At 56.0% G+C, this 14,070-nt stretch carries 13 protein-coding genes; 2 read left to right on the forward strand and 11 right to left on the reverse strand.

All coding sequences use genetic code 11. The features are described 5' to 3' along the window. Positions 1–6: 6 nt before the first annotated feature. From wzyE to trxA, 11 genes are all read right to left on the reverse strand, one after another. The gene (gene wzyE, locus AU511_RS13475) at positions 7–1,386 is read right to left on the reverse strand and encodes an ECA oligosaccharide polymerase (RefSeq protein ID WP_094109998.1); all 1,380 of its coding nucleotides are present in this window, start codon (positions 1,384–1,386) and stop codon (positions 7–9) included. Next, positions 1,383–2,471, reverse strand: coding sequence for a TDP-N-acetylfucosamine:lipid II N-acetylfucosaminyltransferase (locus AU511_RS13480; protein ID WP_094109999.1), 1,089 nt, complete (start codon positions 2,469–2,471; stop codon positions 1,383–1,385). The genes wzyE and AU511_RS13480 overlap by 4 nt, the downstream gene beginning before the upstream one ends. Continuing rightward, positions 2,468–3,718: a lipid III flippase WzxE gene (gene wzxE, locus AU511_RS13485; protein ID WP_094110000.1), complete on the reverse strand. Its 1,251-nt coding sequence runs from the start codon at positions 3,716–3,718 to the stop codon at positions 2,468–2,470. The genes AU511_RS13480 and wzxE overlap by 4 nt, the downstream gene beginning before the upstream one ends. A 1-nt stretch (position 3,719) precedes the next feature. Next, positions 3,720–4,850, reverse strand: a complete 1,131-nt coding sequence (gene rffA / locus AU511_RS13490; RefSeq protein ID WP_094110001.1) for a dTDP-4-amino-4,6-dideoxygalactose transaminase — start codon at positions 4,848–4,850, stop codon at positions 3,720–3,722. Positions 4,851–4,854: 4 nt separating this feature from the next. After that, on the reverse strand, positions 4,855–5,559 hold the full coding sequence (gene rffC / locus AU511_RS13495) for a dTDP-4-amino-4,6-dideoxy-D-galactose acyltransferase (protein WP_094110002.1): 705 nt from the start codon (positions 5,557–5,559) through the stop codon (positions 4,855–4,857). Positions 5,560–5,604: 45 nt separating this feature from the next. Continuing rightward, complete coding sequence (wecC, locus tag AU511_RS13500) at positions 5,605–6,867, reverse strand: UDP-N-acetyl-D-mannosamine dehydrogenase (RefSeq protein ID WP_094110003.1); 1,263 nt, start codon at positions 6,865–6,867, stop codon at positions 5,605–5,607. Beyond that, positions 6,864–7,994 carry a non-hydrolyzing UDP-N-acetylglucosamine 2-epimerase gene (gene wecB / locus AU511_RS13505; RefSeq protein WP_094110004.1) on the reverse strand — a complete coding sequence of 377 codons (1,131 nt, stop codon included), beginning with the start codon at positions 7,992–7,994 and terminating at the stop codon, positions 6,864–6,866. The genes wecC and wecB overlap by 4 nt, the downstream gene beginning before the upstream one ends. Before the next feature lie 54 nt (positions 7,995–8,048). Then, positions 8,049–9,092 (reverse strand): ECA polysaccharide chain length modulation protein, encoded by a 1,044-nt coding sequence (gene wzzE, locus AU511_RS13510; protein ID WP_094110005.1) that lies wholly within the window; start codon positions 9,090–9,092, stop codon positions 8,049–8,051. A gap of 12 nt (positions 9,093–9,104) precedes the next feature. Beyond that, entirely contained in the window at positions 9,105–10,199 is a 1,095-nt protein-coding gene (gene wecA / locus AU511_RS13515) for a UDP-N-acetylglucosamine--undecaprenyl-phosphate N-acetylglucosaminephosphotransferase (RefSeq protein ID WP_094110006.1), read from the reverse strand. Between the two features lie 229 nt (positions 10,200–10,428). Continuing rightward, positions 10,429–11,688 carry a transcription termination factor Rho gene (gene rho / locus AU511_RS13520; RefSeq protein ID WP_027063767.1) on the reverse strand — a complete coding sequence of 420 codons (1,260 nt, stop codon included), beginning with the start codon at positions 11,686–11,688 and terminating at the stop codon, positions 10,429–10,431. Positions 11,689–12,115: 427 nt separating this feature from the next. Next, positions 12,116–12,442, reverse strand: a complete 327-nt coding sequence (gene trxA / locus AU511_RS13525) for a thioredoxin TrxA (protein ID WP_026739280.1) — start codon at positions 12,440–12,442, stop codon at positions 12,116–12,118. 126 nt (positions 12,443–12,568) lie between these two features. Between trxA and rhlB the strand changes: the two genes are divergently transcribed. Both rhlB and AU511_RS13535 read left to right on the forward strand, forming a co-directional pair. Then, entirely contained in the window at positions 12,569–13,858 is a 1,290-nt protein-coding gene (rhlB, locus tag AU511_RS13530; RefSeq protein WP_094110007.1) for an ATP-dependent RNA helicase RhlB, read from the forward strand. A gap of 13 nt (positions 13,859–13,871) precedes the next feature. Continuing rightward, positions 13,872–14,070, forward strand: a 199-nt coding sequence (locus AU511_RS13535; RefSeq protein ID WP_476738471.1) for a Ppx/GppA phosphatase family protein, incomplete at its 3' end; no start/stop codon positions are given.

Genomic DNA, 14,070 nt, shown 5'->3' on the forward strand with positions numbered 1-14,070 from the left:
TCCTCATTATTCGCGTCGCGGACTCACGGGTGCAGGGCGTTGCTCCAGCCCGGACGGCGGTAGATTCCGCCAGCGCTGCCGGATAACTCCGCCCTGTAGCAGCAGCCAATATACTAGCTTGGCCAGCAGCAGGCAGGCGCCAAAGACCAGACAGAAAAACACCACCCGAGAAACGAAGGCATCCATCCCTTCCCTGACCAGCACGATGATGTTAAATATCGCGCCAAAGCAAAAAGCCTGCAAAATCGCCGCGTTATAGCGATTAGGACTTTGGCGACCGCGCTCATAAAGCCAATCGAACCACTTGATAATCAGTCCGACGGCCACGGCGCCCAGCGGAATAAACGCCGCCCCGCCCATGACCAGCAGCGAGCCAATCAGCGTGGGCGACATCGCCAGTCCGCTGTGATTATTCAGCACTTCCCAGGTGAAGTAGTTGGCGCTATTCAGGATCAGCGAAGGCCGTCCCGGCCACAGCCAGCCCGGAATAAAGACATAAAAATCGCGAATGATGGGCGCCAGTCCCTGGAAATGAATGTCGTCGTAGAACTGCCACAGCCGAGCCAGATTTTCCCACGGCGAGAACGTATCCCGCGTCAGATATAGAAACGTATAAACGGCCTCGGCGCCGCTGACGTCAAGGCTATAGCGCTTCAGCGCCAACCAGAACATCCCGACCATTCCCATCAATCCCGCCGCGACCAGCATCGACAGCGAAATCCACCCACGCACGATGCCAATAAACAGAAACAGCGAAAAGGCGATCAGGACGTTGGCCCGCGTTCCGCCGACAATCAGGTAAGTCAACACGCCGAAAGCCACCGTCGCCAGCAAGAACCCCAGCCAGGCGCGTTGCGTCTGACGCAGGAAATAGACCACCAGCATCGCCGGAATAAAGAAATAGAAAAAGCGTTTCAGCGCCACGCCAGACACATCGCTGGAGAAGATCTGATTGTAGGCCCGCAGCTTAAACAGCAAGAAACCGTTGTGGAGAAAGAAAATGCCGACGGTCACCACCGCCACCAGCGCCAGCAGTGCCCAGACCAGATGCGTCTCTACCCGGGTGAAGCTCAGCATTGGGGGGGAGGAAACGACGGGCGAGGCGCGCAACCGCGTTTTATACGTCGCATAATAAATGGCGTAGAACACCGTCGCCGATAGCAAAGCCATCAAGAGGTACTGCGCCGGGACAACCGCCACATCAAATCGGAACGCCAGCAGGCAGGTAAACGGGAAGCCGAGATAGAAAGTCAGAAGATACAGTATCGAAAACAACACGTTAAAGTTGAATCGTACCCGTCTGAACTCTTGCCACGTCAGAAACAGGATGAACAGCACGGAGACGAGGTACACCCCCAGAAGTCCGCTGACCTGCCATTCGGTCATACTGGCTCTCCCGCCGCCAGCGCCAGTGCCTGACGCCAGCCATGAATATAGTTTGGATTGAAAAACGCAATATGCCGTTTATCGACCCGCGCTAGCGCCCGTTGAGCTTCCAGTACGTCCGCCTCATCCAAGGGGTCGCCGTAAAACAGCACCGGCAAATGTTGCTCCTGCAAATCCTGCCAGAACGGATTGTGACGGCTAATGACGAACGGAACGCCGAACTGTATCAGCAGGCACAGGGTGCCAATGCCCTGTTGGCGGTCAAAGATGAAGTAGCCCAGGTCGCAACGGCGCAGCATTCCCAGGTAATCGTCAAACGCCATTTTCTGACGCAGCAGTTGAAAGCGTTTCACCCCGAACAGCGTATCGCCGACCTGCTGGACTTGCGCAATATAGTCCTTGTTATTCTCGGGATAGCCCATGGGGACAATCACCCGCGCACGTTCGCCAAACTGCTCGTGAATCGCCCGTAGCGCCTCAATATGACGGTTGGTGCTATCACCGGAGTTGCCGACCAAAATGGTCATCGGCCCGGCCTGGCCTTTCAGGTCGTTTGACGCAGCCAGCGTCGGGTCCATGCGCGTGGGGAAATAGAGCAGTTGGGCGGGAATCTGCGGCTGCCGCTGCGCAAAATAGTTCAAATCGCCACGCGTTGCGAACACGCGGCCAATGCGCCCCTGCGCACGGCGACGCATCAGATAGAACAGACGAGCAGCCATGCCGCGAGCCGTTTCATACAAATCAGCGCCCCAAATGTGCCAGTAAGCCTGGGCAGGCCGGATGCCGCCTATCAACAGCGCCAGCCACACCCACGGGTTGAATTGACCATGAAAGAAAAAACGGGTGTCACGGCGCGCTCTGGCCTGCGCGACAACCGCTTTCGCCAGCGCACGTTTGTCAGGATAGCAGTCGACGGCCAGCGCTGGCAGATTTTGCAGCCATGCGGCATCCTTCGGAGCCACCACCATAAAGCGCCGCACCTGTTCAGCGGGCAGCGACGGGGCCAGCACGTCGTTGAAGAAACGCAGTACCGTCTGGTTGTGATGATGAATATCCGCACCCAGCACGTGAATTAAGGGGGTCATGCTCGCCTACAATAAATAATGAATATGCCGCAACACAGCAGGAAATAGACCAGATAGCTTGCCATATAAGCCTGTGCCGCGCCCAGTGCGCCGTGCAGGGGGATTAGCCAATGTGCGAATCCCATCAGCAAGAGAAATTGGCTGATTTCAGTCAACAGGTAGAAGCGCAAGGAAGCTTTCGCAATGACCAGATAGCCAAAGACGTAAGCACTCACTTTCATCACATCCCCAGCCAGTTGCCAAGGAAAGAGGTCGCGCATCGCAGTAAACTGATGTGAAAACAGCAGCCAGATCGCCGCATCGCGCAGCAGCCAGACGACAAAACTCACCGCCGCCACGGTGGGCAGAACAAACTTCAGCGCAGTGATAATTTCCCGCGCCTGATCGCTGCGTTCGGTCAGCCGTGACAGCGTCGGCAGAAGGTAGACGCTAAACGCCGCCGTGATGAACTGCAGATAGGCGTCGGAAATCGTGGTGACGCCCTGCCAGATCCCGACGGCATCCCAACCATAATGCGCGGCAAGCAAATTACGCATGGTGATATACGCCACCGGCAGCGTCACCGCCGTCATCAACGCCATCAGGGTAAATTTCGCCAGACGCCCCGCCACTATCCGCTCCCAGAACGGCTTAAGCATCGGCCAGCGCAGCGGGGTCGAACGCTTAAGCCACCAGGCTGCCGGAATCGCGATCAGCGCCGGCACCAATGCCAAACCGACCAGCGCGCCGTGGTAGCCGCCCAGCCAGAAACAGGCCAAATAGGCCAGTAACCCCATCAGGCTGCCTGCGATAATCGCCAGCGCATTGCCTCGCGCACGGCGATACCCTTTCAGGATCGCCAAAAACAGGTTGGCATAGGCGATACCGATCTGAAGCAACGACAACGCCCGAACCACAGAGGCGAAACGCGCATCACCAAATAACGCTACCGCTATTGGCGCCGCGGCCAGCCATAGCACAAGCGCCAGCACGAGAGAGAAAACAGTGACCAGCGTCGTCGCGGTGCCTAGCAAAGAACGCAGCTCCGACGGGCTTTGCTGATATTCCGCGACATATTTGGTGACGCCGTTGAAAATGCCAGCGCCCGCCAACACGCCCAGCACGGTGATCAGCTGGCGGTAATTACCCGCCAGTCCTACGCCGCTGGGCCCGAAAGAGACGGCCAGCAGCTTGACGACGACCAGACCTACCCCGATTTTGATCAGCGTTGAGGCGGCTGTCCAGACCGATGCCTTGGCAAGTGACATGTCAGGAGAAGAAACTCAGCACCGTACTGATGACGGTACGCTGATTCACATGGCGCAGGTTGTAAAACAGCGGCAGGCGCACCAGCCGCTCGCTCTCACGCGTGGTGAAGCTATCTTCGTCGGAGAAACGTCCGAACTGCTGTCCGGCCGGGCTGCTGTGCAGCGGAATGTAGTGGAAGACGGCCATAATTTCGGCTTCTTTCATATAGTTGATGAAGTCGTTGCGCTGTTCGTTATCGCGCAGCCGCAAATAGAACATGTGGGCGTTGTGGACGCAGTCGGCCGGAACCGTCGGCAGTTTCAGCTTACCCGCCTGTTCCAAAGGAAGGAACGCAGCATAATAGGCGTCCCACAGGCGCAGTCGGCGTTCGTTGATCCGCTGCGCCGCTTCCAGCTGTCCCCACAGATAAGCCGCCTGGATATCCGCCATCAGGTAGCTGGAGCCTAAATCGCGCCAGGTGTATTTATCAACCTGACCGCGGAAAAACTGACTGCGGTTGGTGCCTTTCTCGCGGATGATTTCCGCACGGTCGATCAGCGCGGGGTCGTTAATCAGCGTCGCCCCGCCTTCACCGCCCGCCGTGTAATTTTTGGTTTCATGAAAACTGAAGCAGCCGATGTGGCCTATCGAGCCCAGCGGCCGTCCCTTATAGCGGGACATCACACCCTGCGCGGCATCTTCCACCACGTACAGCCCGTATTTCTGCGCCAGGGCCATAATGGCATCCATTTCACACGCCACGCCCGCGTAGTGCACCGGCACGATAACGCGTGTGCGGTCTGTGATCGCAGCTTCTATCTTGGTTTCATCAATGTTTAACGTATCCGGACGGATATCGACATAGACGATAGTGGCGCCGCGCAGCACGAAGGCATTCGCCGTCGACACGAACGTATAGCTCGGCATGATGACCTCATCGCCGGGCTGGATATTCAACAACAGCGCCGCCATCTCCAAGGAAGCGGTGCAGGAAGGCGTGAGCAGCACTTTGGGACTGCCGGAATAGTGCTCCAGCCACTGCTGACAGCGGCGGGTGAAACCGCCGTCTCCACATAGCTTGCCGCTGCGCATGGCAGCCTGCATATATTCCAGTTCGGAACCTACGATGGGCGGAGCATTGAATGGGATCATATCGTCACCTGTATAGCCAATGGGCTGTGCTGTCGATTCGCGCGCCGCCGCTGAGATAAAGCCGCAACGCCGCAATATTGCCTAGTTGGGTCGCCACCCGTAAACGGAGAACGTTCTGCTGTCGGCACCACGATTCCGCCGCCAGCATCAGGCGACGGCCAGTGCCGCGTCCGGCTTGTCCCGGCCACGCCGCCAGCAGACCAATGCGTGCCTCCTGCTCCGGCAGCTGTCGCAATGTCACCCACCCCTGGGGTCGGCGGCGGCTGTCTTCCAGCACCAGACATACGTCGTCAAACGTTCCGAGCACCGCATTTTCCACCCAGCGGGCATAAAATCGTCCGCTGTCTTCCGGCGCATACCACGGCGTGCGAAAACGGCTGAGCGCAAACGTCTTGCGAGCCGCCTCGCGCAGCGTAGGGATATCGCTCTCCACGGCATGACGTACGCCGTCGAACGCCTCGGAGTCCAGCCGGTCGGCTAAAGACACGCTAAGATCGACCTCGCTTTCCGCCAGCCGAAAGCCCAGTGCGGACAGCGCATCCGCTTGTGCGGTCGCATCCGCCGGGATTTTAGCCTGCACGATATCGTACTGCGCCATCGCCGCGGCATTGAGCACGGGCGCCGCGTCTGAAAACAGCAGCTTGCCGCTGGCGCGATGAAAAAACGCGCTTTCCCAGCTCAGAGGTTCCACATTGGCGTGCAGCGGCATAAGCGATGTCCTGTGATCGTGCGAAGGCAGTTAACGGCGGGGCGGCTATCGCCACACGCCTTTGGTATCCACTACCCAACGTTGGCTGACCTGTTCAGGCGCAATCGCACGGAACGGACGGTGATCGACCAGCATGACCAGGACATCGGCCTTTTCTAAGGCAGTGGCGCAATCCACTAACGTTGCCGTCTCACGCAGAAAATCCGGCAGTTGCTGAATATTCGGTTCGACGAGCAGCGTTTCTCCCGTATGCCATTCAGCAATCCGGGTCGCGACATCCAGCGCCGGACTTTCGCGTAAATCGTCAATATCCGGTTTAAACGCCAGCCCGAAACAGGCGACGCGGAGCTGGCTCGGACGTTTGTCAGTGTTCACTAACGCTTCGGCGACGGCCGCTTTTACCCGGTCCACCACCCACTGCGGCTTGGCGTCGTTGACCCGCCGGGCGGTATGGATTAGCCGCGCCAGCGCGGGATTTTGCGCCACGATAAACCAGGGGTCGACCGCAATGCAGTGACCGCCGACGCCCGGCCCCGGCTGCAGGATATTGACGCGGGGGTGGCGGTTTGCCAATCGGATGAGTTCCCAAACGTCGATCTGCTGTTCATCGCAAATGAGCGAAAGCTCGTTGGCGAAGGCGATATTCACATCGCGGAAGCTGTTTTCCGTCAGTTTGCACATTTCAGCGGTTCGGGAGTTAGTAACCACACACTCACCTTCCAAAAAGAGGCGGTAAAGCTCACAGGCGCGCGCCGAGCAGGTTGGCGTCATTCCACCGACAACGCGGTCATTTTTGATTAGCTCCACCATCACTTTCCCGGGCAATACGCGTTCCGGGCAGTACGCCACATTGATTTGCGCCGCGTCGCCAACCTGTTGTGGAAACGTCAGGTCAGGACGCGCCTGCGCCAGCCACTCAGCCATTTGTTCAGTCGTGCCGACCGGCGAGGTCGACTCCAGAATGACCAGATTGCCGGGCATCAGCACGGGAGCGATAGACTCAACGGCCGCGCGAACGTAGCTCAGGTCCGGCTCGTGGTCGCCTTTGAACGGCGTCGGCACCGCGATAAGGAAGGCATCGGCGGGCACCGGTTGCACACAGGCATGCAGATAGCCTTCGGCCACGGCCGTGCTGACGACCTGGTCCAGATCCGGCTCGACGATGTGAATTTCGCCGCGATTGATGGTCTCCACGGCGCGGCGATTCACATCAATCCCCACCACTTTATGCTGCCGCGATGCAAAAGCCGCGGCGGTGGGCAAACCGATATACCCCAAGCCGATGACTGAAATTATATTGAAGTTCATAACGTTACCTGATTTTCTTTTAATGCCGCGAGGATACGCTGGCTGGCGTGACCGTCGCCATAGGGATTCTGCGCCTGACTCATGGACAGGTAGGCTGACTCATCCGTCAGCAGCGCCGAGACGTTATGCAAAATCTTCGTCGCATCGGTGCCGACAAGCCTCACGACCCCGGAGGCCAGCGCCTCCGGTCGTTCGGTTGTGTCTCTCATGACCAGGACCGGCTTGCCGAGCGAAGGCGCTTCCTCCTGAATGCCGCCCGAATCCGTCAGAATCAGGTAAGCGCGGTTCATCAGATAGACAAACGGCAGATAATTTTGAGGCGGTATCAGGAAAATATTGTCGATACCGCTGAGAATGCGGTTTACCGGCTCGCTGACGTTAGGGTTAAGGTGCACCGGATACACAATCTGGACGTCGGGATGACGTTGGGCGATGGCGGCCAGAGCGCCGCATATGCGTTCGAAACCGTCGCCGAAACTTTCCCTGCGATGTCCCGTAACCAGGATCATTTTACGCTGTTCGGATAAAAAGGCGTACTGCGCCTGTAACGGCTGGTTCAATTTAGGATCGCGGGCAATGAGGTCCCGAACCCAGAATAGCGCGTCAATCACCGTGTTGCCGGTCACTTTGATGGTCGCGTCAGGCACGCTTTCTTTGAGCAGGTTCAACCGGGCGCTGTCTGTCGGCGCAAAATGATACTGCGCCAGATGGCCGGTGAGCGTTCGATTCGCCTCTTCCGGCCAAGGCGCAAAGATATCGCCCGTTCTCAGCCCCGCTTCGACATGTCCGACCGGGATCCGCTGGTAGAACGCGGCCAAGCTAGCCATCAGCGTGGTGGACGTGTCGCCGTGCACCAGCACCAGATCGGGACGGAATTCCTCCAAAACAGGTTTCAACCCCGAGAGGATACGGCATGAAATCTCACTGAGTCCCTGCCCCGGTTGCATAATGTTCAGATCAAAGTCGGGCTCAATCCCAAATAGTTCCAGGACCTGATCCAACATTTCCCGGTGTTGAGCCGTGACGCAGACTTTTGACTCGAAAAACGCATCCTTGGCCAATGCGTGGATCAATGGCGCCATTTTAATCGCTTCTGGGCGGGTGCCGAAAACCGTCAGGACTTTCACATTCGATGCTCTTTAGTCAGATAAAATAGGGCGTTCCGCCACAGGCATGACTGGTCAGCGACGACGCGCTAATGCTATGCCTGCGCCAATCACCAATCCCACGCTGCCCCACATCACCAGCAGCAGCAGGCGGCGCGGGCTGTCGCGTTTTACCGGTTCTTCCGGCGTGCGCAGATAGCGGTAAGTCTGGAACTGCTTTTCAACCACAGGCCCCACCAGCAACGTATTCAGCAGCGCCCGGTTGCGGTCGTAATCGCTGTCATACTGCGGGCCGCTGGCCTGCAAAAGCTCCAGTCGCGCTTGTAACATCGGCACGCCCAGCAGGAAAAGCTCAGAAGGCGGCAACTGGTTGGCGGGCGTCTCCGCCGCATTCTGGCGAATCCCCTGCTGGCGAGCGGCCTGCAAAGCCAGTTCGACGAGGTGCAGCTCACGATCGTAGGCCGCTTTAGCGACGGATTCCTGCTGCTTGATCTGAGAACGCATAAAGACAGTACGAGCCGCCCAGGCGCCGTCGAGCGCCTCGTTAAGATGCGACGCGGCGCGCTGACTGGCGAACGCCACATACTGGCGCAGCAGGACATTCGCATCAGCCGACGTTTCCGCCGTCAGCTTCACGCTATCGTTGGTTTTTTTGGCTTCGTCATACGGCGTGAACTGAATCTGATTGACCAGTTCGTCCAGCAATGCGGCGTTCGCTCTCGCGTCGCCTGTCTGACGGGCTCGATAATAGGCAGACTGTAGCCAGAAATCACGTCGCGTATCGTATGCCGCAGTCTGCATCACAAACTCCGCATAGGCTTCCGCCGTGATGGGCGGTTGATCTGCGGGCGGGGTCGCAAAAGATTTGGCATCCAGATTGCGCAGGAACTGCTGCTGAGAGTAGAAACCACCCAGCATATTAACGGTAGGTTTATCCGTGATCGCAGTGGCGCTCCACTCCTGCGGCGCGAGCCAGGCATACAGCATCGCCAAAGCGGCAAACAGAACGACCGAACCGGCGATCCAGCGTTTTCCTCGCCAAAGCACCTGGAACAAGCCGCGGATATCCAGTTCATTATCCCACTGGTTGTGCCGGACAACGTGATTCTCTGTACTCATTCTATCCCCAGATTATCGTGGTTGAGAGTAAGACCGCTCGCGCAGCTGACGTTTTACCCGCTTCACAAAACGCGCCACCCGCCACGCACGCTTCAGGCAGAAGCCGTAGAGGGAGAACATGAGCAGGAATAAGGCTAGCATCAGCCATTCAGGAATAAAGGGCAGAAACTCTCCCGCCATGCCTATCGCCGCCAGCGCAGCGGCTGACAGCGTAATCAGCACAAACGCCTGACGAGAGGTGAAGCCTGCCCGCATGATCAGATGGTGGATATGCTGTCGATCCGCGGAAAATGGACTCATGCCTTTGCGCAGACGGCGATACATGATGGCGACCATATCCATCAGCGGTATGGCGATGATCCACAGCGCCGTCACCGGGTTGATCGGGGGGGCTTCTCCCTGCGTACTTTGCAATAGGAGCCAAATTGCCGTAAAGCCCATCATGGTGCTGCCCGCATCGCCCATAAAGACTTTGTACCGTCGACCAAAAGCGCCGAGATTCAGGAGGATATAGGGTAAGGTCGCGGCAATCATCGCGAAACTCCATAGCGCCAGGCTATGGTTCCCGCTGTGATATAGCAGAATGCCAATCGCGCCGAATGACACGCTGGACAGCCCGCCCAGCAGCCCATCGATGCCGTCCACCATGTTGAACGCGTTTATCGCGGCCCAAACGGCGAATAGCGTCAGCAGATAGTTGAAAGGCCCGAGACTCAAATTCCAGTCACCGAAGATGTAACCCAGGTGCTGAAGCGTCAGACCGGCAAATCCCATCATCGCCGCGGCGACCGCCGCCTGCACCGTCGCGCGCAGCCGCACGCTGATATCGTAGCGATCGTCGAGCGCACCGACGACGACCAGAATCCCCGCGCAGACCAGATAGAGCCGGGCATGGGGAATGTAGTCATCGGTCATGAGAAAAGTGAAGCAGACTCCGGCATAAACCGAAATCCCTCCCACCAACGGTATCAGTCCCTGATGACGCTTACGGAAGTTAGGGCGATCAACCAGCCCATTCTTTCTTGCCACTTTGCGAGCCAGCAGCAGAAAAAGAAAAGAAAACAGAAATGTAGACGCTAATTGAGTACTCATCATGAGTAAGTTCACGATTTACAGCGCTTGATAATACAATTGGCTGTTTTATGAATGCCTTATTTTTACCTAACTTTTCATAGAAAAAGCATGAAGAGCACAGGACAAAACGGTATATGGACAAGATATGCGGTGATGCAATTAGCAGCACGTGATTACGTCAAACTCTTCCACGCGAGCATTATAGAGCAAAACAAAAAACGCCACGACTCAGCGTGGCGTTTTCTCAAACCGAAAGCGTGATTTACGAACGCTTCATCATGTCGAAGAACTCATCGTTAGTCTTCGTCATGGCCAGTTTGTTGATCAGGAACTCCATGGCGTCGATCTCACCCATTGGGTGAATGATCTTACGCAGAATCCACATTTTTTGCAGCTCTTCGGAGCTGGCAAGCAGCTCTTCTTTACGCGTACCGGAACGGTTGTAGTCGATCGCCGGGAAGACGCGTTTTTCTGCGATTTTACGAGAAAGGTGCAGTTCCATGTTACCGGTACCTTTAAACTCTTCGTAAATCACTTCATCCATCTTCGAGCCGGTATCGACCAGCGCGGTGGCGATAATGGTCAGGCTACCGCCTTCCTCGACGTTACGTGCCGCACCGAAGAAACGCTTCGGACGATGCAGGGCATTGGCGTCTACACCACCGGTCAATACTTTACCGGAGGACGGTACGACGGTGTTGTAGGCGCGAGCCAGACGGGTGATGGAGTCCAGCAGAATGATGACGTCTTTCTTGTGCTCAACCAGACGTTTCGCTTTCTCAATCACCATTTCGGCAACCTGAACGTGGCGAGATGCCGGTTCGTCAAAGGTGGAGGCGATCACTTCACCTTTCACCAGACGCTGCATCTCGGTCACTTCTTCCGGACGTTCGTCGATCAGTAATACCATCAGCACGCAGTCCGGATGATTGTAAGCAATGCTCTGCGCGATATTCTGCAGCAACATGGTTTTACCCGCCTTCGGCGGCGCCACAATCAGACCACGCTGGCCGCGACCAATCGGAGAAGCCAGGTCCAGAACGCGCGCCGTCAAATCTTCCGTCGAACCGTTGCCGCGTTCCATACGCAGACGTGAGTTGGCATGCAGCGGCGTCAGGTTTTCAAACAGAATCTTACTGCGGGCATTTTCCGGTTTGTCGTAGTTGACTTCATTGACTTTCAGAAGAGCGAAATAGCGTTCGCCTTCTTTTGGCGGGCGAATTTTACCGGAAATGGTATCGCCAGTACGGAGGTTGAAGCGGCGGATTTGGCTGGGAGAAACGTAGATATCGTCGGGACCGGCGAGGTAGGAGCTGTCGGCGGAACGTAGAAAACCAAACCCATCCTGCAATATTTCCAGCACACCATCGCCGAAGATATCTTCGCCACTCTTTGCATGCTGCTTCAGTATGGCGAAAATAATGTCCTGTTTACGCATGCGGGCCAGGTTTTCCAGCCCCATATTTTCGCCAAGAGTGATCAACTCAGAAACTGGCGTATTCTTTAATTCGGTAAGATTCATAGTGGTGGGTTCTTAAACTCGGGGTAAATCTCGAACTATTAACGTGAATGGTATGGCAGGATCATCCGTGCCTCTTATAACGGCCTTCAATCACCGAATGCCAGCTTTGTGCCGGACTGAATCATGCGGGCTCTGCGCATACACACGGCAAAGATCGAAGACACCTTCAAAACAAATTAATTTATAACTGTCAGATTGCCAAACCGGGGGGAAGAACATCGTTAACTTAAATGACTTTTTCCGATTTTGACACAGAATATTGCTTTAGATTCTAACTTTAGGCTCAAGCCCGAAGAGCTCAAACTACAGGTAAGTACGATATGCAGTGAGGATGAATCTAGCATGCTTCCCTGTGGGCGTCCAGCGGTCAGTAAGAGAAATTCTCATTGCCGAAAGACGCCCAGGGAACCACCCTGTTCAGTACGAATTACAAGTTAGCTTCGATGAACTCTTTCAGCTGACCTTTGGATAATGCGCCGACTTTCGTAGCCGCCACTTCGCCATTTTTGAACAGCAGCAAAGTCGGGATTCCGCGAATACCATATTTAGGCGCCGTCGCCGGGTTTTCATCAATGTTGAGTTTGGCTACAGTTAATCTGTCCGCGTATTCCTCGGAGATTTCATTCAGAATGGGAGCGATCATTTTACAAGGACCACACCATTCAGCCCAGAAATCAACCAGCGTTACGCCCTCGGCCTGCAATACGTCTTTATCGAAAGTGCCGTCGGTCAGGTGAATAATTTTATCGCTCATGTTTTACTCCGCAGGATTATGTCCAACCAGTTGGTGTAGCATTAACCAACCTTGGGGTTGGCTTTATTTCTTATTTCACTGGATACGCTTTCGTAAAGCAATAGTTAGCTGATATTCTACCATACTATGAGCAAAACACACTTAACCGAACAGAAGTTTTCCGACTTCGCACTGCACCCGCAGGTTATAGAAGCGCTTGAAAGTAAAGGGTTTCATAACTGTACGCCGATTCAGGCACTGACATTACCACTGACGTTGTCAGGCCGTGATGTCGCAGGTCAGGCGCAAACCGGTACCGGCAAGACGCTGGCGTTCCTGGCGTCTACTTTCCATTATCTGCTTTCCCATCCCGCTTCGGCTGAACGCGAAACCAACCAGCCTCGCGCTTTGATTATGGCGCCGACGCGTGAACTCGCCGTGCAAATCCATGCAGACGCTGAAGCGTTGGCGCAGGCCACCGGTTTGAAACTGGGCCTGGCCTACGGCGGCGACGGCTACGACAAACAGCTCAAGGTGCTGGAGAGCGGCGTTGATATTCTGATCGGCACCACCGGTCGTCTGATCGACTACGCCAAGCAGAACTACATCAACCTGGGCGCGATTCAGGTTGTGGTGCTGGATGAGGCGGATCGCATGTACGATCTGGGCTTCATTAAAGATATTCGCTGGTTGTTCCGACGCATGCCTGCCACCGATCAGCGTCTCAATATGTTGTTCTCCGCCACTTTGTCCTACCGTGTACGTGAACTCGCTTTCGAGCAAATGAACAACGCGGAATATGTGGAAGTGGAGCCGGACCAGAAAACTGGTCACCGGATCAAAGAAGAGCTGTTCTACCCGTCTAACGAAGAGAAGATGCGCCTGTTGCAGACGCTTATCGAAGAAGAGTGGCCGGATCGTTGCATCATCTTCGCCAATACCAAGCATCGCTGCGAAGACGTTTGGGGTCATCTGGCCGCAGATGGTCACCGCGTCGGACTGCTGACCGGCGATGTGCCGCAGAAAAAACGCCTGCGTATTCTGGAAGATTTCACTCACGGTAATATCGACATTTTGGTTGCGACCGATGTCGCCGCACGCGGCCTGCATATTCCGCTAGTCACGCATGTCTTCAACTATGACCTGCCGGATGATTGCGAGGATTACGTTCACCGTATCGGTCGTACCGGCCGTGCTGGTGAAAGCGGTTTTTCTATCAGCCTGGCCTGCGAAGAGTACGCGCTGAACCTGCCGGCGATCGAAGAGTACACGGGACACCGTATTCCGGTCAGCAAATACAATAGCGAAGCGCTGCTGAGTGATTTTCCGCCGCCGAAACGCCTGACACGTCCACGTTCTGCCTCCGGTCCACGTCGCCAGAATTCACAGCGACGCAGCAGTGGTCCTCGTAACAACAACCGTAGACGGCAGGGTTGATGCTCTCATGTCGATGCTAAGTTCTTCTTCGCTCTACGCCGCCATTGATTTAGGCTCCAACAGCTTTCATATGCTGGTCGTCCGGGAAGTCGCCGGCAGCATACAGATCATGTCCCGCATCAAACGTAAAGTGAGACTGGCCGCGGGGCTGGACAAGCAAAGTTGCCTGTCCCTGGAAGCGATGGAGCGCGGTTGGCAGTGCCTGAGACTGT

Source organism: Lonsdalea iberica, from assembly GCF_002111585.1.
Lineage (GTDB): Bacteria > Pseudomonadota > Gammaproteobacteria > Enterobacterales > Enterobacteriaceae > Lonsdalea > Lonsdalea iberica.

Excerpts from the sequence above, each read along its gene's own strand:
- wzyE (WP_094109998.1), bottom strand. The coding sequence starts at position 1,386 with ATGACCGAATGGCAGGTCAGCGGACTTCTGGGGGTGTACCTCGTCTCC.
- AU511_RS13480 (WP_094109999.1), bottom strand. The coding sequence starts at position 2,471 with ATGACCCCCTTAATTCACGTGCTGGGTGCGGATATTCATCATCACAAC.
- wzxE (WP_094110000.1), bottom strand. The coding sequence starts at position 3,718 with ATGTCACTTGCCAAGGCATCGGTCTGGACAGCCGCCTCAACGCTGATC.
- rffA (WP_094110001.1), bottom strand. The coding sequence starts at position 4,850 with ATGATCCCATTCAATGCTCCGCCCATCGTAGGTTCCGAACTGGAATAT.
- rffC (WP_094110002.1), bottom strand. The coding sequence starts at position 5,559 with ATGCCGCTGCACGCCAATGTGGAACCTCTGAGCTGGGAAAGCGCGTTT.
- wecC (WP_094110003.1), bottom strand. The coding sequence starts at position 6,867 with ATGAACTTCAATATAATTTCAGTCATCGGCTTGGGGTATATCGGTTTG.
- wzzE (WP_094110005.1), bottom strand. The coding sequence starts at position 9,092 with ATGAGTACAGAGAATCACGTTGTCCGGCACAACCAGTGGGATAATGAA.
- rho (WP_027063767.1), bottom strand. The coding sequence starts at position 11,688 with ATGAATCTTACCGAATTAAAGAATACGCCAGTTTCTGAGTTGATCACT.
- trxA (WP_026739280.1), bottom strand. The coding sequence starts at position 12,442 with ATGAGCGATAAAATTATTCACCTGACCGACGGCACTTTCGATAAAGAC.
- rhlB (WP_094110007.1), top strand. The coding sequence starts at position 12,569 with ATGAGCAAAACACACTTAACCGAACAGAAGTTTTCCGACTTCGCACTG.